The sequence below is a fragment of the Chitinivorax sp. PXF-14 genome (assembly GCF_040812015.1).
Lineage (GTDB): Bacteria > Pseudomonadota > Gammaproteobacteria > Burkholderiales > SCOH01 > JBFNXJ01.
The window spans coordinates 180,610-200,275 of sequence record NZ_JBFNXJ010000001.1 but is presented as its reverse complement, the minus strand read 5'-3'; the positions used below and the strand labels follow the sequence as shown (position 1 = coordinate 200,275).

12 protein-coding genes are annotated in these 19,666 nt (G+C 65.3%); 6 read left to right on the top strand and 6 right to left on the bottom strand.

What is annotated here, in order from left to right:
- Positions 1-14 precede the first annotated feature (14 nt).
- Positions 15-6,848: an Ig-like domain-containing protein gene (locus ABWL39_RS00880; RefSeq protein WP_367786298.1), complete on the bottom strand. Its 6,834-nt coding sequence runs from the start codon at positions 6,846-6,848 to the stop codon at positions 15-17.
- A gap of 555 nt (positions 6,849-7,403) precedes the next feature.
- On the bottom strand, positions 7,404-7,955 hold the full coding sequence (locus ABWL39_RS00875; RefSeq protein ID WP_367786296.1) for a TetR/AcrR family transcriptional regulator: 552 nt from the start codon (positions 7,953-7,955) through the stop codon (positions 7,404-7,406).
- A gap of 137 nt (positions 7,956-8,092) precedes the next feature.
- Between ABWL39_RS00875 and ABWL39_RS00870 the strand changes: the two genes are divergently transcribed.
- The 3 genes from ABWL39_RS00870 to fdxA are packed head-to-tail and all read left to right on the top strand — an operon-like array spanning position 8,093 to position 11,549.
- Complete coding sequence (locus tag ABWL39_RS00870; RefSeq protein WP_367786294.1) at positions 8,093-10,372, top strand: molybdopterin-dependent oxidoreductase; 2,280 nt, start codon at positions 8,093-8,095, stop codon at positions 10,370-10,372.
- 50 nt (positions 10,373-10,422) lie between these two features.
- Positions 10,423-11,199, top strand: a complete 777-nt coding sequence (locus ABWL39_RS00865) for a ferredoxin--NADP reductase (RefSeq protein ID WP_367786292.1) — start codon at positions 10,423-10,425, stop codon at positions 11,197-11,199.
- An 11-nt stretch (positions 11,200-11,210) separates the two neighbouring features.
- Positions 11,211-11,549, top strand: a complete 339-nt coding sequence (gene fdxA, locus ABWL39_RS00860) for a ferredoxin FdxA (RefSeq protein WP_367786290.1) — start codon at positions 11,211-11,213, stop codon at positions 11,547-11,549.
- Positions 11,550-11,621: 72 nt separating this feature from the next.
- Here the strand turns inward: fdxA and ABWL39_RS00855 are convergent, their stop codons facing one another.
- Entirely contained in the window at positions 11,622-12,593 is a 972-nt protein-coding gene (locus tag ABWL39_RS00855; RefSeq protein WP_367786289.1) for a GlxA family transcriptional regulator, read from the bottom strand.
- Between the two features lie 96 nt (positions 12,594-12,689).
- Here ABWL39_RS00855 and ABWL39_RS00850 point away from each other — a divergent pair, with 96 nt between their 5' ends.
- Together ABWL39_RS00850 and ABWL39_RS00845 are read left to right on the top strand one after the other, a co-directional pair.
- Positions 12,690-13,079 carry a PaaI family thioesterase gene (locus ABWL39_RS00850; protein ID WP_367786288.1) on the top strand — a complete coding sequence of 130 codons (390 nt, stop codon included), beginning with the start codon at positions 12,690-12,692 and terminating at the stop codon, positions 13,077-13,079.
- A gap of 63 nt (positions 13,080-13,142) precedes the next feature.
- Positions 13,143-13,976, top strand: a complete 834-nt coding sequence (locus ABWL39_RS00845; RefSeq protein ID WP_367786286.1) for an alpha/beta fold hydrolase — start codon at positions 13,143-13,145, stop codon at positions 13,974-13,976.
- A 298-nt stretch (positions 13,977-14,274) separates the two neighbouring features.
- Here the strand turns inward: ABWL39_RS00845 and ABWL39_RS00840 are convergent, their stop codons facing one another.
- From ABWL39_RS00840 to ABWL39_RS00830, 3 genes are all read right to left on the bottom strand, one after another.
- A complete protein-coding gene (locus ABWL39_RS00840; RefSeq protein ID WP_367786285.1) occupies positions 14,275-14,688 on the bottom strand; it encodes a VOC family protein in 414 nt (137 codons plus the stop codon).
- A 242-nt stretch (positions 14,689-14,930) separates the two neighbouring features.
- Positions 14,931-16,664 carry a thiamine pyrophosphate-binding protein gene (locus ABWL39_RS00835; protein ID WP_367786283.1) on the bottom strand — a complete coding sequence of 578 codons (1,734 nt, stop codon included), beginning with the start codon at positions 16,662-16,664 and terminating at the stop codon, positions 14,931-14,933.
- Between the two features lie 180 nt (positions 16,665-16,844).
- Positions 16,845-18,485: an FAD-binding dehydrogenase gene (locus ABWL39_RS00830; RefSeq protein ID WP_367786281.1), complete on the bottom strand. Its 1,641-nt coding sequence runs from the start codon at positions 18,483-18,485 to the stop codon at positions 16,845-16,847.
- A gap of 75 nt (positions 18,486-18,560) precedes the next feature.
- Here ABWL39_RS00830 and ABWL39_RS00825 point away from each other — a divergent pair, with 75 nt between their 5' ends.
- Positions 18,561-19,589: an AraC family transcriptional regulator gene (locus ABWL39_RS00825; RefSeq protein WP_367786279.1), complete on the top strand. Its 1,029-nt coding sequence runs from the start codon at positions 18,561-18,563 to the stop codon at positions 19,587-19,589.
- Positions 19,590-19,666 lie beyond the last annotated feature (77 nt).

The following is a 19,666-nucleotide window of genomic DNA, read 5'->3' as shown; positions in this document are numbered from 1 at the left end:
AGACACGACTCATTTTAGGCCGTGTTTTCAGCCTGCAGCCAGGCCGCAATTTGCTCGTCGAAAGCCGCCTTGCCGTGCTGGCGGAATTGCGCCTGCAAGGCAGGCTTGCCGGCGGCAGCCAGCTTTTCTGCCGTATCGGCGGCGGATCGCTGCTCGCCTGCGGCTTTCAGCTGTATATGGGTCACGCCGCGATGGCCGCCTTGGTCGCTGAAGATGACCTCCAGTGACAGCGACCTGTTCCACCCCGGCGGCGGCGTGCCACTGAAACGGCCGTTCTGCGGGTCGAATTTCAACCAGGCCGGCAACGGCTGGCCATTGCTCTGCCGCGCCTGGACACTCAAGACCGAGTTTGCATCGAGCACCATGACAGTGCCCGCGGGCAGGCTGAAGTTAAAGGTTTGCCCGACCGCCAGCGCTTGTGCGCCCAGGTCAGGCATCACCTGCAAGGCCGCGCCTGACGTGCCGCTCAGCGAGGAAACAAACGGCATGCCGGCGCCGCTGTGGCCCGCCACATTGGTCGATGAGGGCAGAGTGCCGCCCAAGCCACTATCCCGCACGCTCGTATCGCCAACTCCCAGACCCGCGCCCAGGCTGCCGGTTTGGCCGCTTCCCGCGCCAAAGCCGCCCACGGGGCCGACACTCAGAGCACGGCCCTGGCCGGTCGTCGTCAGGCCCTCACCGCCCAAGCCGGTGGTCGTACCCAGGCTCGCGGTGCCACCCGTCGCGGCCAGCACGATATTGGGCGTAATCGGTGGCAGCGCGATGGTGGTCGTTACCGTCGCCGGTGGCGTCGTCACAGGCGGTGTTACCACCAGCGGTGGCAACACCACGGGCGGGGGCGTTATCACCGGGGTGGAGAGCTGGTAGGCATTCGCCGCGAGCTGCCGGGCATTGACGTTGCCAGCAGCGTCGCTGACACCGCCCCCATTGAGCGCCAGCGCCAGCGAGCCGTCGCCGCCGGTGTCGCCGATCGTCACCACATAATGGCTGTCGCTCAGTCGGGTAAGCGATGTAATGGCGCCGCGCGCGCTGCCGGTCGTCACCAGGCTCAGTGCGTCGGCACTCAATCCGGACACGGCCTCGTTGAATACCAGGTCGTACCGAACCGGGCCGGCGCTCGTAGCCGCCGCATCCAGTTGCGTAAATGACTGCAGCTGCGGTACGGCCGTATCCACGGTGATACGGTGCGCGGAAGACTGAGCGCTGACATTGCCGGCGGCATCGGTAGCCGTGGCCTGGATGTCGTGGCTGCCGTCCGCCAGCGGGCTGTTCAGGCCCAGGCTCCACGCGCCGCTACCATCCGCCGTCGCCGTGCCAGCCAGCAATCCGTCAACGTACACCGTGACGGTACTGCCGGCCTCTGCTGTGCCGGTGATGGTGGGCTGAGCGTTGTTGGTCACCCCATCGCTGTGGCTGTTGCCGCTATCGCTAGCTTGGCTCAAGCCGACGCCGCTCGGCGCCGCCGGCGCAGCCGTGTCAACGGTGATGTCGCGTGCGGTGGACTGGCCACTGACGTTACCCGCCGCATCGGTCGCCGTCGCCCGAATGCTGTGGGTACCATCCACAAGCGGACTGCCCAGGGAGTGGCTCCAGGCACCGGTGCCGTCAGCTGTAGCCGTGCCGACTGCCACGCCGTCAACGTACACCGTGACGGTGCTGCCGGCCTCTGCCGTGCCGGTGATGGTGGGCTGGTTGACGTTGATGCCGGTCGGGGCATTTGGTGCAGTCGTGTCAATGGTGATTCCGTAGGCGGACGACTGCCCGCTGACATTGCCCGCCGCATCGGTCGCCGTCGCCCGAATGCTGTGGGCACCGTCCGCCAGCGGGCTGCTCAGGGTGTGGCCCCAGGCACCGCTGCCGTCTGTCGTTGCCGTGCCGACCGCCACGCCGTCAACGTACACAGTCACCGTGCTATTGGCTTCCGCCGTGCCGGTGATGGTCGGCTGAGCGTTGTTGGTCACCCCATCGCTGTGGCTGTTGCCGCTATCGCTAGCCTGGCTCAAGCCAATGCCGCTCGGTGCCGCCGGCGCAGCCGTGTCAACGGTGATGTCGCGTGCAGCGGACTGGCCGCTGACGTTACCCGCCGCATCGGTGGCCGTCGCCCGAATGCTGTGGGCACCGTCCGTCAGCGGGCTGCCCAGGGCATGGCTCCAGGCACCGCTACCGTTTGCCGTTACCGTGCCGACTGCCACACCGTCCACATACACCGTGACGGTGCTGCCGGCTTCCGCCGTGCCGGTGATGGCGGGCTGGCTGGTGCTGCTCGCACTGATGCCGGTCGGGGCATTCGGTGCAGTCGTGTCGATGTCGAGCGTGTAGGCGGAAGACAAGGCGCTGTTTACCCCGCCGCTGGATGCCATCACGGTGATAGCATGAGATGCATCGCCCAGTGGTGAGCCAAACGAGAAACTCCAAGCCCCAGAGCCGTTCGCAGTGGTTGTCCCCGCTGACACACTATCGACATAAACCGTCACCAGGCTGCCGGCCACCACACTGCCAGTCAGTGTCGGCATGTTATTGCCGGTGATGCCGTCGGTGTTGCTGCTGCCGGTATCCGTGGCGGTCGTCAAGCCGGCGATGCTTGGCGCTGGCAACTGGATGGCGATGCTTCGGTGAACGGCGGCACTGCTGTTGGTGCCGTCGTTCACCGCGATACTGATGGTACGGGTGGCGGTGTTGGGAGAGCCAGCGGTATCGTTGTAAGTGATCGCGCGCAAGGCCGCCTGCCATTGCGCCAGCGTGGCCGTCGCGCCGCTGGAGGTCAGCGTCAGCACGCCGGTGCCGGCATTGTAGCTGGCGACGATATTGCCCATGGTGCTGCCGTTGTTGGTGAAGGCCAGCACATCCTCGCCGCTGTGGAAGTTGCCGGTAATTGCCACGGTCGCGCTGGCCAGCGTGGTGTTGTCCAGATCGGATACGGTCAAACCGTCATCCACCTGCGTGGCTCCACCGCCAACGATATAAGTGCCGGCGCTGCCCGTGGTGCTTGCAATCGGTGTCTGGTCTGTCGCCGCCACCGTCACCGTTCGTGTTACCGCTGTGCTGTCCTTGCTGCCGTCGTTGACGCTGAAACTGATGGTGCGGGTGGCGGTATTGGGCGTCACGGCGCTATCGGTGTAGGTGACTGCGCGCAGCGCGGCCTGCCATTGCGCCAACGTAGCCGTGCCGCCGCTGGAGGTCAGCGTCAGCACCCCGGTGCCGCTATTGTAGCTGGCCACGATGTTGCCATAGGTACTGCTATTGGTATTGCTGAAGGCCAGCACATCCTGGCCACTCTGGAAATTGCCGCTGATGGACACCCGGGCGCTGGCCAGCGTGGTGTTGTCCAGATCGCTGACGGTGAGGCCGCTGTCCACCACCACCGGCATCGAGGTGGCGTTGTCACCGGCGGTGAAGGCTGCGCTGCCGCCGCTGGTGGTGGCAATCGGGGACTGGTCGGTAGCCGCCACCGTCACCGACCTGGTTGTCGCCACACTGTTCTTGGTGCCGTCGTTGATGCTGAAACTGATGGTACGGGTGGCAATATTTGGCGTCGCGGCGCTATCGGTGTAGGTGACCGCGCGCAGCGCGGCCTGCCATTGCGCCAGCGTCGCCGTCGCGCCGCTGGACGTCAGCGTCAGCACGCCGGTGCCGCTGTTGTAGCTGGCGACGATATTGCCATAGGTACTGCTATTGGTATTGCTGAAGGCCAGTACATCCTCGCCGCTGTGGAAGTTGCCGGTAATCGATACCGTGGCCGATGCCAACGTGGTGTTATCGAGGTCGGACACGGTGATACCGCTGTCCACCGCCACCGGAGTGGACGCGGTGTTGTCACCGGCGGTGAAGGCTGCGCTGCCACCGCTAGCGGTGGCAATCGGGGTCTGGTCGGTGGCCGTCACCGTCACCGTGCGTGTGGCCACGCTGCTGCTGGCGCTGCCGTCGTTGACCTGGAAGCTGACGGTGCGGGTGGCGGTGTTGGGCATTACCGCGCTATCGGTGTAGGTGACCGCTCGCAACGCCGCCTGCCACTGCGCCAAGGTGGCGCTGCCGCCGCTGGACGTCAGCGTCAGCACGCCGGTACCGCTGTTGTAGCTGGCGACGATATTGCCCATGGTGCTGCCGTTATTGGTGAAGGCCAACACGTCTTCGCCGCTCTGGAAGTTGCCGGTGATGGACACGGTGGCGCTGACCAGGGTGGGGCTGGCGCTATCGGTGACGGTGAGGCCGCCATCTACCGCCACCGGGGTGGAGGCGGTATTGTCACCGGAAGTGAAGGCGGCGCTGCCGCCGCTGGGGGTCACCACCGGCACCACCGCCACATTGACGGTGGAAGCCAAGGCCAGCGTGGTGGTATCCACCCCACCGTTGCTGGTGCCGCCGCTGTCCTTGACGCTGGTCAGCGTTACCACCCGATTGCCTGCGGAGGGGCTGCCGCTGCTGTCGCGATAGCTGATGCCGTTGACCACGCTGGCCGCCGTGCTGCCAGAAATACCGCTGCTGCTGATGGATACGGTGGCGGTGCCACCGCTGAGCGACACGGTGGCGCTCAGGCCATTGCCGCTGGTGGTGACGGAGTTGCCGTTGGTCAGCGCCACGTTGCTGCCGTCTATGGCCAGGATTTCATTGCTGCCGTCTTGCAAGCCGGACACGGTCAGCGTCAGCAGGATCACACTCTGGCTGGGCTCGACGGTGTTGACACTGGCGCCGCTGAACACCGCCACCGCAGAGCCGCCCATCGCGAAGGTAGGGTTGCTGGCGGTAGCGCTGGCGGTGGGCGCGTCATTGACCGCCGCCACCGCCACCGTCACATTGCTGGAGCCGGTGCCGCCGCGGCCGTCGGCGACGCTGACGTTGATGGTGCGCGTGGCGGCATTGGGATCGTTGCTGGTGTTGTTGTAAGTCAGCGCCGCCACCAGGGTGCTCACCCGGGCCGCAGTGGCGTTGCTGTTGAGAGTGACGACCAGATCGTGGCCGCTGACGCCGTCGCCGTTGCTGGCGATCACGCCGATAGACACGCCGCCCACCGTCACCACGCTGCCCACGTTGGTGCCGCTGGACAACGTCACCGTACCGCTGGCATCGACGCCCAGCACATCCTGGCCGCCCTGGCCGTTGGCGGAAATGTGCACGGTCAGATTGCCGCCGTTGAAATTGGCGGTATCGCTATCCGTCACCGTGGCCGCGGTACCGGTATCCAGCTTCACCGCGCCGCCCGCCTCGGTGAAGGTGGGGTTGTCGCCGTTGAGGTTGCCGATCACCGGCGCGGCATCCGCCGCCACCGTCACCGTCTTGGTCACCGCGCTGCTGTTGATCGCGCCGTCGTTGATGGCGAAGCTGATGGTACGGTTGCTGGTAATGGGCAACAGCGAGCTATCGGAATAAGTCACCGCGCGCAAGGCCGCCTGCCATTGCGCCAGCGTCGCCGTGGCGCCGCTGGAGGTCAGCGTCAGCACCCCGGTGCTGCTGTTGTAGCTGGCGACGATATTGCCCATGGTGCTGCCGTTGTTGGTGAAGGCCAGTACGTCTTCGCCGCTGTGAAAGTTGCCGGTGACGGACACGGTGGCGCTGGCCTGGGTGGCGCTATCGGAGTCGGACAGCGTGATGCCGCTGTCCACCACCACCGCGCTGCCGTTGCCGCTGCTATAGGCGCTGGAGCCGCCGCTGGCGCTCAGCGCCGGCGCGAAGCCGAAATTGATGGCGTTGATGGCGCCGATGCCGATCATGCCGGTCACATTGTGGCCGTTGGCCGCCAGCATCCGGAACGAATCTATGCCCTGGAAGGCGCTGTTGCTGGACACATTGAAAGTCACCAAGCCGCCGCTGCCTTGCAGCACATCGCCCACGTTCAGCGTCAGCGTCGCGCCGCTGACCGCGGAACCGTTGATATAGCCGACCAGTTGCAGATTGCCGCCGGAGGTGCCGGAATCGTAACCGTTCAGCACCACGCCGATGGAGTTCAAGGTGAAGTGGCTGTTGTCGTTGGACTTGACGCTGAAATAGGAGATGGGGATGTTGCCGTCGCTATAGCCGTCCACCGTTTCCGTGGTCACCGAGCCGGCTTTTTCGACAATGATCGTCTGGCCGCCGTTATTGGTGAAACCCAATTGCAACGAGAAATCCCAACCCTGGAGGTTACCAGCGTTCACCACGCTGCCGGATGGGTTATAGGTGTTGCTGTCCGATGTGGTGAAATCGGTGGTGCCGGTTACCGGCCGCGCCAGCAGGGCGTCGTAACTGAAATGCAGCGCATCCACGTCGATATGGCCGCTGCTGCGCTCCAGCGCCCAGTCGCCGCCCAGCCGTGCTGCCCCCGTGGCATCGGTAGACGCTGCCACGTCGGCCTGGGTATAGCGCCCCAGCTCGCTGACGAAGGCCGCGCCGCTGCTGCCGGCGCCGATGTCGCAGCCATAGAGCAGGATGTCGCCGCCCGCGCGCAACGATTGGCCGATCGCCTGCAAGTCCGTCTGGCGGCTATCCAGCTTGGTCGTGGTCAGCTCGTTGCTGCCCAGCATCAGGTCGCCGCTCTGGCCGTGGGAAATGATGTGGATGGCGGCATAGCCATGATGGGTCTTGGCCCAGTCGGCAATCTGACTCAGGCCGTCCCGGCTGGCGTCGAGCACCACCACCTCCATTCCGGCAGGCATCTGCGCCAGCAGGCTCTGGTAGTGGGTAACGTTCGACTCCAGGAACACCACCTGTTTTTGCGTGATGTCTGATGCACCCGTTGCAACCGCCTTGTCGGCCAGCAGCTCCGCTGCGGCACTGCGTGCTGCAGGCGCCGCCTCGGCCGGGCGCTGGTCGATCAGGTGCGACGCGTCGGCGTGCAATGCCGTCGCCGCCGTGGTCGCCACCGCTCCGTCGAACATCAGTCGTGGTTCCAACGCCTGCAGCAGCAAGCGGGAACGCTTTACAGGAGGCAGGACTTTGTCACTCGCCGATCCAGCCGGTTTCCACCATTTCATCATCGTATATCTCGTGAGCCCGGCTTCGGGGCCACAGGTTCGTAGCCCGTGGTTTTTGACCGTAATGCTCTGGAGAATAGTTGCTACTTGCTGATACGTAAACCTGTCATATTTTTACGGGAATTGGCGTCTGCCCTGCCTGCAGGCCCGACAGGCAGCCGCGTCATACCCTCGAACCGGCAAGGCGGCATATTCACGAAATGACATTCTCAAGTAAGGCTGAAGGCAATGCATTGCCGTGTGGATCGCCACTTGCCCACGACTGCTTGCGCCGTGTCGACGCGACGATAGTGAAGCGTCAATGCTGCCAGTTGTGGCGACGGCATCCTGCGGCTCCCCGCATCATGCCGGGCACGTTGCCGGACACGCCCGAGTGCTTAAGCGTAGCGGGCGAGGCGCCCATTCGCGCGGCGTGACCGCGAGGCCGGCCTTGGCCCCGGCGGTGGCACGTCACCATGTTCAATCCGCGGTGATAATCGCCTCGATATGCTTGGCCACGGCGTCGAGCGCCTCGCGCTGCGTTTCCGGCGTTTCCATGGCGCGTGCGATGACGAGCGCGCCGACCGCCATCGAAATGACGGCCCAAGCGTCGCCGTCGTGCGGCATTTTCTGCTGCAGCGTGCTTTGCATGCGCGTGATGCCCTGCTCGAAGAGGGCTCGCGTTGCGGCATCGGCCCGCGCGACCTCCGGGCCCAGCGTGGGGATCAGGCAGCCTGTCTCCGGCGAGGCGACATGCTCGGCGCTGAGGTAACCGCGAATCGCCTTGAGTATGGATTTCGTGTCCGGGCGGTCGAACATGGCCGAGGTTCGCGCCAACTCGTTTTCGATGATGGCGCTGAGCAGCTCGTTTTTCGATTTGAAGTGCGAGTAAAAGGCGCCCGAGGTCAGGCCGGCCTCGGCCATCAGCGCGTCCACACCGGTCACCCCGAACCCCTTCTTCTTGGCCAGCGCGCCCGATGTTTCCAGCAGTTTGGCGCGGGCGGTCGCTTTGTATTCGGGGGCATAACGCATGGTTGGATTCCTGCTTTGAGCAAGCAAACGCTTGTTGACACAGGGAAAACTATAGCATAGCCTGCGTTATAGTAACGATCGTTATTTAATCGACAACACTACCCACCACGATACGCATACCCTGCATTGGAGCATTCATGAGAACAGAGAAAACGGCTTGCATCCTGTGTTCCCGCAATTGCGGGCTGCAGGTGGAGATCGACGGCGGCAAATTCGTGCGCATCCGCGGCGACGAGGCACACCCGGTGTCGAAGGGCTACATCTGCCAGAAGGCGGCCCGCCTCGAACACTACCAGAACCACGACGACCGCCTGCGTCATCCGCTACGCCGCCAGCCCGACGGAAGCTTCGTGCGCGTCAGCTGGGACGAGGCGCTGGGCGACATCGCGCAACGGTTGGTCAAGATCTGCGATGCCCATGGCGGCGATGCCTTCGCCACCGCCGGCGGCGGCGGGCAGGGCAATCACCTGGGTGGGGCTTACCTGGGCCAGCTGCGTTCGGCGATGAAAAGCATCAACACCTACAACTCGCTGGCGCAGGAAAAGACCGGCGACTTCTGGCTCAACGGCCGCCTGTTCGGGCGCCAGACCTGCCACACGACTGAGGACATCGAGCATGCGGACTACGTGATCTTTCTCGGCTGCAACCCGTTCCAGGCCCATGGCATTCCGAACGCACGCGATACGCTCAAGGAGATCAAGAAGGACCCGAACCGAACGATGGTGGTGATCGACCCGCGCCGCACCGAAACAGCAAAGCAGGCGGACATCCACCTGCAGCTGAAACCGGGCACCGATGCCTATCTGCTGTCCGCCATCCTCGCCATCATCGTCCGCGAAGGGCTGCACGATCAGGCCTTCCTGGCACAGCACTGCCTCGGCTTCGAGGCGATCGAGCCCATCCTGCTGGCGATACCGGTGGCGGACTATGTGCGCCGCGCCGACGTGCCGCTGCCGGAGGTCGAGCGCGTGGCCCGCGGCTTCGCGACGGCCGCGACCGCCTGCGTGCGCGCCGACCTCGGCATCCAGCATACGCTGCACACCACGCTCAACGGCTATTTCGAAAAGCTCCTGTACCTGATCACCGGCAACTTCGGCATCAAGGGCGGGAACAATTTGCACGATTACCTGGTGCCCATCCTCGGCAACACCGACGAGCGCAACCCGCGCTTCAAGCGCACGGCCTATCACCAGATGTTCTCGGTGTCGGGCTTCCTGCCGCCGAGCATCCTGCCCGATGAAATCCTCAAGGCAGGCGAGCGGCGCATCCGCGCCATGGTGGTGGACAGCTCGAACCCGCTGGTGACCTGGCCCGACACGCCGGCCTTCGAGCAGGCCTTCAAGTCGCTGGAGCTGCTCGTCGTCGTCGACGTGGCGATGACCGAGACCGCACGGCTCGCCCACTATGTGCTGCCGGCCGCATCGCAGTTCGAGAAATGGGAATTCTCCGGCTTCAATCTGGAGTTCCCGGTCAATGCCTTCCACCTGCGGCATCCGCTGTTCGAGCCGCTGGGCGAATCGCTGCCGGAGCCCGAGATCTACACCCGGCTGCTGGAGAAGATGGGCGAGATTCCGACGCGCTTCCCGCTCTTGTCGGCCATCGCCCGGCACGAGCCGAAACAGACCGGGCACGCGGGCTTCATGGCCGCGCTGGCGCTCAAGCTCTCGCGCAACAAGCGGATGGTGCGGTACGCGCCGTCCATCCTCTACCGCACCCTGGGCCAGGCCCTGCCCGGCAACGCCGCACCCGCCGCCTTCCTCCTGCCGCTGGCGCTGCAGTTTGCCGGCAAGTACCCGCAGGCAGCCCGCCGGGCGGGCTTTGGCGGATCGAAACTGGCACAGGGCAACCAACTGTTCGATGCCATCCTGGCGCAGCGCTCCGGCGTGGTTTTCAGCAAGCGCGAGTACGACGAGGTGTGGTCGCTGCTGGGGCACGCCGACAAGCGAATCCGCCTGGCGGTGCCCGAGATGCTCGACGAGTGGCGCGCGCTGAAGGACGAGACGCCACCCGGCGCGGACTACCCGTTTGTCCTGTTCGCCGGCGAGCGCCGTTCGTACAACGCCAACCAGATCTACCGCGACCCGGCCTGGCGCAAGGTCGACCCGCATGGCGCGATGCGCATGCACTCGTCCGATGCGGCCCAGCTGGGCGTCGGTGACGGCGACTGGGTGGTCTGTGAGAACCAGCATGGCGCGCTCGAGGCCATTGTGGAAATCGATGATGCGATGCGCAGCGGCGTCGTCGCGCTGCCGCACGGCTACGGCATGCGTTACCGCGACAGCGCACCGATCGGCCCGGCACTCAACCGCCTGACCTCGATCACACACTGCGAGCCGCTGACACGCACGCCGTATCACAAATACGTGCCGGTGCGCATCCGCCGCAAAACGCATGAACCTGCCGCAGCCGCCGTATAAGCACGCGCGGCCGGCAACGACGAAATGCTGCAATCCAAGGAAAACGTGATATGTCGAACTACAGCAACGAAACCGTACTGAGCGTCCATCACTGGAACGACACCCTGTTCAGCTTCAAGACCACCCGCGACACGGGCCTGCGCTTCCACAACGGCCACTTCGTCATGATCGGCCTGGAGGTCGAGGGGCGGCCGCTGATGCGCGCCTACAGCATCGCCAGCCCGAACTACGCCGAGCATCTCGAATTCCTCAGCATCAAGGTGCAGAACGGCCCGTTGACATCGCGCCTGCAGCATCTGAAGGAAGGTGACCAGATCCTCGTCAGCCGCAAGCCGGTCGGCACGCTGGTGCTCGACGACCTGCGGCCCGGCAAGCATCTCTACCTGTTCGGCACGGGCACCGGGCTGGCGCCGTTCATGAGCGTGATCCAGGACCCCGACACCTACTCGCGTTTCGACAAGGTGGTGCTGGTGCATGGTGTCCGCGTGGTCAGCGAATTCGCTTACGCCGACTTCATCAACCAGGCCTTGCCCGAAGACGAATTCATCGGCGAGCTGGTGCAGGACAAGCTGATCTACTACCCCACCGCGACCCGCGAGCCGTTCAAGTACCAGGGGCGGCTGACCGACTTGCTCACGAGTGGCAAGCTGTGCGCCGACATCGGCCTGCCCGAGCTCGACCCAGCCGTCGACCGCGCGATGATCTGCGGCAGCCCCGCCATGCTGAAGGACACCTGCGACATCCTCGATGCCAAGGGTTTCCAGATTTCGCCGTCGCAGGGCGTGCCGGGCGACTACGTGATCGAACGCGCGTTCGTCGAGAAATAAGGAGGCCCGACATGACTTTTGTCGTTACCGAGGCCTGTATCCAGTGCAAATTCACCGATTGCGTGGCGGTGTGCCCGGTCGATTGCTTCAAGGAGGGGCCGAATTTCCTCGTCATCGACCCCGATGGCTGCATCGACTGCTCGCTCTGCGTGCCGGAATGCCCGGAGGAGGCAATCTTCGCGGAATCCGACGTGCCGGCTGGGCAGGAGGCATTCATCGAGCTGAACCGGGTGCTGGCGCAGCATCCAGGCTGGATGATGCTCAATGTGCGCAAGGACCCGCTGCCGGATCACGAAGCATGGATCGGTGTCGCCGACAAGCTGGCGCACCTCGACCGCGGCGGTGCCTGACAGGCTGTCATCTCGGCGGCTGCCCGCACGGCTGAGCGGCACGGGTGGCGCCGCTTGCCGGCAGGGCAAGTGCTAGCCGAGCTCGCAACGCTGGCGGTAGGCCTTGGGGCTGAGCCCGGTCATCTCGACAAACAGCCGGCGGGCAAACCTGGGATCGGCATAGCCGATGTCGAAGCAGAGGTTGTCGACCGACGCATCGGAATTGAGCAGCAGGTATTTCATGCGAGCCACCCGTACCAGCTGGTGATAGCGCGTCACCGGGATGCCCGCCGCCGCCTTGAAACGCCGCTTCAGGCTGCTCTCGCTCGCGCCGATCATGGCGGCCAGCTCGGCGATCGAAAACCGGTCAGCGTAGTGCGTGTCGATGAAGTGCTGCACGGTGACGATGCCATCATCGCTGTGCCGCTTGTGCTCGAATGTATCCGCCAGCCACAGCTCGGCCGCCAGCGATGAATCCTGCTGCGTGAGCACGAGGCAGCGGCTGACCGCCTCGTGGTTGCCCCTCGCCTGCAGCTGCCGGGCGAGCCAATAGATCGCCCCAGTCAGACTCGCGGCGGTGCATACCGCGCCATGGTCAACGAACTCGATACCGCTTTTCAACCGCACCGCCGGGTAGCGCTTACGGAACGGCGCCTCGAAGCGTCGGTGCGTCACCGCCTCCCTGCCATCGAGCAGGCCCGACTCGGCCAGCACAAACGCCCCGGTGGACACGCTCAGCATCGAGCTACCCGCCGCGACAACCGCCCTCAGCGTTGCACGGTCGATCGATGTATCGTTCAGCACCCGCCTGAGCTGGCCGTACTCGATACCCGGCACCACCACCAGCTGATTGCTGCCCGCAGCGGCCGGCCACGCCTCGACGGGCATCGGCAGCCCGTTGCCGAGCACGACCTGGCCGCCGGCCCTGCCGCAAAGCCTGACGTCGATCTCGGTTGCATCGGGGTATTCCGCTGCCACCAACCGGTAGATGGCGACAAAGTCGAGGATGGCCATCAATTGCGACCCCCAGCAGCCATCCAGCAAAAATATCGACAATGTCAGCACTGATCCGATCCGCCCGAAATTTGACCTGTTGCGCCAGTTGAAGAGGGCTGCCGAGCCATTACCATCGAGCCATCACCTAATCCGGAGAGACTCGACATGCTGTCGCAACCCTCGGCAGAATATTTCGCCCACGACTGCTTTGCCAAGCTGCTTGGCGTTGAACTGGTCGCCGCCAACGACGGCGGCTCGAAAGTGAGGCTCGACGCCAGCGGTACGCACCTGAACGGCCTCGGCGGCGTGCACGGCGGCGTCATCTTCGCGCTGGCCGACATCGCCTTTGCCGTGGCCTGCAACACGCGCGGGCAGAAGGCCGTCGGCATCAACGCACACATTCATTACATCAACAGCGCCAGCGCGGGCGAACTGTTTGCGGAAGCCCGGGAGGTATCCTGCAAATCCAGGCTGGCGCACTACCTCGTCGACGTGACGAACCGCGAGGGGACGCTGCTGGCGCAGTTCAGCGGCATGTCCTACCGGCTGAACTGATACACAGGCCCGGCAGTCAATGCCGGAGGAGCCGCCGCCTCGCAGCAGGCATGGCGGCGTTACATGGAGAACACGATAATGCACACGGTCGAAGCACCCACGCCCGTTACCACCGACAGCTGGCTCGACAGCCCGCGAGGCCGGGTCTTCGTCCGGCGCTGGCACCCACCCGGCAAGGACGCCACGACGCCCGGCCCGCGCTCGCCTATCGTGCTATTCCATGACTCGCTCGGTTGCGTCGAGCTGTGGCGGGACTTCCCCGCCATGCTGTGCAGCGCCACCGGGCGCGAGGTGATTGCCTACGACCGGCTGGGCTTCGGCCGCTCCGACGCGCTGAGCAGCCCGCCGGCCCTGGACTTCATCGCCGACGAGGCCAGGCGCGTGTTTCCGCTGATCCGGCAACAGCTGGGCCTGCAGCGCTTCGTCGTGCTGGGCCACAGCGTCGGCGGCGGCATGGCGGTCAACTGCGCGGCGGCGTTTGCGGCCGACTGCGACGCGCTGATCACGATCGCGGCGCAGACCTTCCCCGAAGACAAGACGCTGCATGGCATCCGCGTCGCCAAGGCGCAACTCGAGGACAAAAAGCAGATCGAGCGTCTGCAGAAATACCACGGCGACAAGGCAGGATGGGTGCTCGACGCCTGGACCGAGACCTGGCTCCATCCCGAGTTCGCCTCTTGGTCGCTCGACGCCACGCTGCCGCAGGTGAGCTGCCCCACGCTGGCGATCCATGGGCTGCACGACGAATATGGCTCGCTCATCCACCCCGAAACCATAGGCCGGCTGGGCCGGGGCAAATCGCGGGTGGAGATCGTGCAGGATGCCGCCCATATGCCGCACCGCGAGCAGCCCGAGGCCATCGCCGGCCTGATCGCCGAATTCCTGCGCGAGCACTGATGCGCCCAGGCCCGGGGCCGGCTTGGCTGGCCGGGCACCCTGGCCGGCGCGACGGACGAGGGGCAGCCGTCGGTTCGATGCCATGCCGGCTTGGGCACGCGGCAACAGCGGTGGCAGCTGGCGCGGGTTCTGGGCCAGCGCAGCGGCGTGCGCGAAGCCCTGGCGGGCGGCGTCGGATCGGCCCAGCCTGAGGAGCAGCTCACCACGTACGCTCTGCCGCAGGTGGGAGGGCTTGCGCCGGGGCTCATCGTGCAGCATGAATCGCATGGCGTACCCTCCGTCTTCGCGCCGGGAGGTGTTACTGCCCGGTGATCACCATCCAGCCCACACCGAAGCGGTCGGCCACCATGCCGAAGCTCGATGCGAAGAAGGTCTTGCCGAGCGGCAGCTGCACCTGCCCGCCATCGGCCAGCGCATTGAACAGGCGCGCGGCTTCGGCGTCATCCGCAGCCGTCACCGACAGCGAGAAACCGTGGAAGCTGGCATTGCCGTCGCAACGGCCATCGGAGGCCATCACCGTCGTCTCGCCGATGCGGAAGCTCGCGTGCATGATCTTGTTCTCGGCACCGGGCGGGATCATGCCCGGCTGCGTGGGCTCGGGGCTGTCGCTGTAGCGCATCAGCATGATCGTTTCGGCGCCCAGCGCCTTGCGGTAGAACTCGATGGCCTCTTCGCAACGGCCCTCGTAAAACAGATAGGCTTGCACCAGCATGATGTTTCCTTTCCGTATCCAGATGGTTAGGGGGTCGAGCCGTCTCGCGGGGCTGTCGTCCATGCAAGGCGTCGGCTCATGGCCACGACGGACGCGCAACACAAAAATCGACAGCGGCGGCTTCTTTTTCTGAAGTATTTGATACTCGATCGCATTGTGCCGAGTTTTTGCGACAAAAAGACGACGCCCGCGTGCTTGCCGCCAAGGCGGAAAGCAGCACGGGCGTCTGACGGTGGGAGACCCTAGCCGGTGACGCGGCGCAGCGCGGCGCGGCCTAGCATGCGCAGCTTCTGCGGCATGGGGAAACGCTGGAAATTGGTCTTGAGGATACCCTGGGTGAAGGCCGTCTTCTTCGAATAGTCGATCTCCACCTCGACAATCACCGGGCGCCCCTTGGCCGCCAGTTCCTGCGCATCACGCATGGTGGCCTGCAGATCGCTGGTGGCGGTGAGCTTGCGGTAATCGGCACCGACACCTTGCGCGATCGCGCCGATATCGACCGGTGTCAGCACCGTGCAGGGCTTGCGGTTATAGGGCAGTTGCTGGGCCTGGGCAATCTGCGAAAGCTCGCCGTCGTTGAACACATAGTAGACCACGCCGAGGCCATGGCTGACGGCGGTGACGATCTCCATGCAGGTCATGCGGAAGCAGCCGTCGCCGACGATGCAGTTGACCGCCCGCCCAGGCCAGGCCAGCTTGGCGCCGATAGCCGCGGGGATGGAGTAGCCCATGGCGTTGAAATCGGTCGGCACGATGCCCGATTCGGCCGCCAGCACGGGGAACAGCTCGGCCACCAGATAGGTGTGGTTGCCGTCGTCGACGACGGTGAGGGCGTCGTCCGGCGCGACAGTGCGCAAGGCATCGAAGAAATGCACCGGATTGACCCGCCCGCCCGAGGCATGGCGGCGCCATTCCTCGCGATAGCCTTGCTTGTCGCGCGCGATCTGCAGCAACAGGCGGTCATTGCGCGGTAGCGCCGGCCCGGCCTGGCGCAGCGCCGACAGCAGCGCCGGCACGGCCACGCGCGCATCGCAGGCGATGCCGACCATGGCCGGATAATTGGCGCCGATGGTATCGGGGTTGATGTCGATGTGAATCAGCTTGTCCGGCACGGTGACGCCGAAGCTGCCGGTAGCGATCTCGGCAAAGCGCGTACCGATGGCGAGCAGCGCATCGCATTCGGCAAACGCCTCGCGCGCGGCGGGCACGGCGGCCGGCCCGAAACCGAAGCCGGCATGCAGCGGGTGGCTCGCCGGAAAGGCAGCGAAGCCCTGCAAGGTCGTCGCCACGGGAGCCTGCAGGTAGTCGGCCAGGGCGGCCACCTCCGCACTGACCTGGCGTGCGCCCCAGCCAACGAAGATGCCGGGGCGCCTGGCACCTCGCAGCAGGCTCACGGCCCGGCTCAGCAATGCCGCCTCGGGCTGGGCCGGCGGCGCGGGCGGCGCCCAGGCCGGCAGCTCGCCTATCGTCGTGGTCTGCAGCTGCAGGTTGACCGGCAACTCGATGAACACCGGCCCCGGCTCGCCGCCAGTCGCGGTGCGATAGGCCTCGAACAGGATCGGCACGATGTCCTCGTGCCGGGTGATGTGGTAGGTCGCCTTGGTCAGCCCGCGCATGAACTGGTGCAGGTCCATCTGATGCAGCTGGAAGCGGAACGGCAGATCGGTACGCACCCCGCCGCAGATCACCAGCATCGGGATGCCGTCGAGGAAGGCCTCGCCGATGCCGCTGGCGGCATGGGTCAGGCCGGCGCCCGGCACCACCACCAGCGCGCCGACGCTATCGGACAGCCGGCTCATCGCATCAGCCATGAAGGCGCCACCCCCCTCGTGACTGACCAGGATGGGCGTAATCGATTCGGAGTTGTTGAGTTCGTCGTAAAGCTCGGTGTTCTGCACCCCGGGAATGCCGAAGGTGTAGCGGATACCGAGTTGCTCAAGGGCATAGCGGGCAAGCCAGGCGCCGGATTTCTGCATATTACTGTCTCCTCTTGATCTGTTTTTTCTACACGGTGTCTCGACCCGCCGTCACGAGCGACGAGGTTCAGTCCGGGCCCGTGGGCCGGGCCATTGCCGAGCGGCAGCCGAGGCCGGTTTTGGCATGCAGTGCCGGATACAGCCCGTGTAGCTGGCTTCTGGATGGACCATAAAGTGCGCTCAACACATCGGGCCGCCCGATGGGTCGCTCAACATCGGCTTGCCGGCCAGACTCGCGGCGGCCACGCGCGCGGTCAGCACGCAGCCACCGAGAAAGGTGCCTTCGAGCGCGCGCAGGCCGTGCATGCCGCCACCGCCAAAACCGGCGGCCTCACCGACGGCATACAGCCCGCCGATCGGCTGGCCGCCGTCATCCAGCACGCGGCATTGCAGGTCGGTCTGCAAGCCACCCAAGCTCTTGCGGCTGATGATGGATTCGCGGATCGCGATCAGCGGCCCGGCGGCCGGGTCGACGATCTTCTGGCGATGGCAGGTGCGCACCCGGTCCCCGCGATAACGGCGCAGATAGTCGAGCCGGCGCAACTGCTCGTCGTTCATCAGCGATGGCGGGCGGTCCAGCTGGGCATCGTAGCCGGCCACGGCCTGCTCCACCGCGGCCCGGCTGACCGAGCCATCGCCCTGCAGGGTATTCATGCGCACCACCAGTTCCGGCAGGGTGTCGGCCACGACGAAGTCGGGGCAATGCTGGGTCAGCGTGTCCACCAGCCAGCGGTTGCCAAACAGGATGTCGCACAGAAAGGCCAGCCATTTCTTCTGCCGGATGGAGGGATTGAACTCGGCCCCGGAGACAGCCAGCTCCTTCAGGGCGATACGGCGGTTCAGCAGCTGCCACGAATAGGGCCGCTCGGTCGCGCAGATGCGCCGGATCAGTTCGCGGGTATCGAAACCGGTAATCAATGGCTCGGGGCCAAAGCGCCGCCCCTGCCAGTCCAGCCACAGTGCCGATCGCGGTGGCACGAGACTCAGCCCGTGGTCGGGCTTGCGTGGTGCGAAATGGCGCACGCCCGCCGCGTAGTTCCACATGCGGTCGAGATGCGTGACCTGTGCACCGTACGCCTGCGCCGCATCATGCAGCGTGCCGTCGGCGAAACGGTGGGAGCCGTTGAGCAGCATATCGGGTGCACGGCCCCAGTCACCGTGCCAATGCTCACGCACACGCGCCAGATTGCCGTTGATGCCGCCCGCGGCAATCACCACGGCATCGCTCCTGAACTCGAACGCCCGCCCATCCTGCTCGGTCTGCCCATGGCAGCCACAGATATGCCCGGCTTCCCGCAGCAAGCCCGTCACCCGGTGGCCGAACCGGAGCTGCAGCCGCTGGCGCTGCGGGTGACGCTCAAGCGCCGCGATCAACACATCCATCAACGCTTGGCCCGTCCCCCACACCATGTGAAAGCGCGGCACGGAATTGCCGGGACGGTATTGGCCACGCTCGACCCAATTCGGCACCGGGAAGTAGCGCACCCCCCTATCCTTGAGCCAGGCATATACATCGGACGTGCAGCGTTCGACATAGGCTTGCGCCCATCGCTTCGGCCACAGCTCGTTTTCGCCGAACTCGGCAAAAGCACACCAGTCCTGGTAGGCAAGCTCGGGGGTATCGCGGATCCCCACGCGCCGTTGCTCGGCGCTGTCCACCACGAACATCCCACCAAACGCTTCACGCGCCAGGCCACCGAAATTGGCCTGCTCGTCGCGATCCAGCAAGGTGACGCGATAGCCGCTGTCGAGCAGGGCCAACGCCGTGGTGACGCCGGCGATGCCACCGCCAATGACCAGCACATCTGCAATCTGTTCCACCGCCACCTCCCGCACTTGTTGCGATCACTATACGCCGCTATGCTGAAGCAGAAATTGACCCGTGAGGCCACAAAATTGACAGCAAAGGCCAGCGCATCCAAGAGTTGGGTAGATACCGTGCTGGCATCGGCACAGCGTTTGGGCATCGCGCGTGCGGCCCTGTTGGCCCAGGCCGGCCTGACCGAATCCGATGTGGCGCAGCCGCGCCTGCCCATCGACGGCATTACGCGCCTGTGGCGCGCGGGTGGCAGCATGAGCGGCATGCCGGGCTTCGGCTTGCGCACCGGCATGCTGATCGGCCCGGCCAGCCTCAATATCGTCAGCTATCTGCTGATGTCGAGCGCCAGTCTGCGCAGCGCACTTGCACTGCTGCAGTCGTTTCAGCGGCTGATCAGCGACGGCGGCCGTTTTCAACTACTGGCGGGGGGGCAGGAAAGCTGGCTGATCTATCACCCGCAACAGGGCGACCTGGCATTCAGCCATCATCAGATCGAAGCGGTGCTTGTCACGGTGGTGCATATTGCGCACTGGGCCGTTGGCGAGCGGATTGCGCCCCAGGCAGTCCAGTTTGCCCATGCCCCCCATGCGGCGATGGACGAGTATCAGGCGGCGCTAGGTGCACCGATTACCTTTGAGGGCGCATTCAACGGCCTGCTGCTCACCAATGATTTGCTCGACCGGCCGCTGCCCCAGGCCGATGCAACGCTCGCCAGCCTGCACAGCGAATATGCGGCGGCCCAGCTCGAAGCGCTTGCCCAGCATGGCGACCTGCTGGACAGCCTCGATGGCTGGCTGCGCCAACACTTGGCGCAGCCGGATATCAACCGGGCTGCTGCAGCGCGCTACCTGGGCCTGTCCGAACGCACGCTGGCGCGCCGCCTGGCGCAGGCGCACGGGACCAGCTTTCTGCGCTTGCTAGACCAGGTCCGGCAGGCACAATGCCTGCTACTCATGAAGACGACCACGCTGGCGCTGCCGGAGATCGCCAGCCGTATCGGGCTGTCTGAGCCCAGCGCGCTTTGCCGGGCATTCCGCCGCTGGACCGGGGATAGTCCGCAACGCTGGCGTACCGCATCAATGGCCGAGGGCCTGCATCGAGAATAGTTGCAACCCAAAAACAAAGAGCCCGCACAGCGGGCTCTTCCAATCATTTGGCCGGTATCGGGGAGATATCACCCCGA

What these genes read in the sequence shown, in the direction of transcription:
- ABWL39_RS00880 (WP_367786298.1), bottom strand. Translation starts at nt 6,848, where the DNA reads ATGTTCGACGGAGCGGTGGCGACCACGGCGGCGACGGCATTGCACGCC.
- ABWL39_RS00875 (WP_367786296.1), bottom strand. Translation starts at nt 7,955, where the DNA reads ATGCGTTATGCCCCCGAATACAAAGCGACCGCCCGCGCCAAACTGCTG.
- ABWL39_RS00870 (WP_367786294.1), top strand. Translation starts at nt 8,093, where the DNA reads ATGAGAACAGAGAAAACGGCTTGCATCCTGTGTTCCCGCAATTGCGGG.
- ABWL39_RS00865 (WP_367786292.1), top strand. Translation starts at nt 10,423, where the DNA reads ATGTCGAACTACAGCAACGAAACCGTACTGAGCGTCCATCACTGGAAC.
- fdxA (WP_367786290.1), top strand. Translation starts at nt 11,211, where the DNA reads ATGACTTTTGTCGTTACCGAGGCCTGTATCCAGTGCAAATTCACCGAT.
- ABWL39_RS00850 (WP_367786288.1), top strand. Translation starts at nt 12,690, where the DNA reads ATGCTGTCGCAACCCTCGGCAGAATATTTCGCCCACGACTGCTTTGCC.
- ABWL39_RS00845 (WP_367786286.1), top strand. Translation starts at nt 13,143, where the DNA reads ATGGAGAACACGATAATGCACACGGTCGAAGCACCCACGCCCGTTACC.
- ABWL39_RS00840 (WP_367786285.1), bottom strand. Translation starts at nt 14,688, where the DNA reads ATGCTGGTGCAAGCCTATCTGTTTTACGAGGGCCGTTGCGAAGAGGCC.
- ABWL39_RS00835 (WP_367786283.1), bottom strand. Translation starts at nt 16,664, where the DNA reads ATGCAGAAATCCGGCGCCTGGCTTGCCCGCTATGCCCTTGAGCAACTC.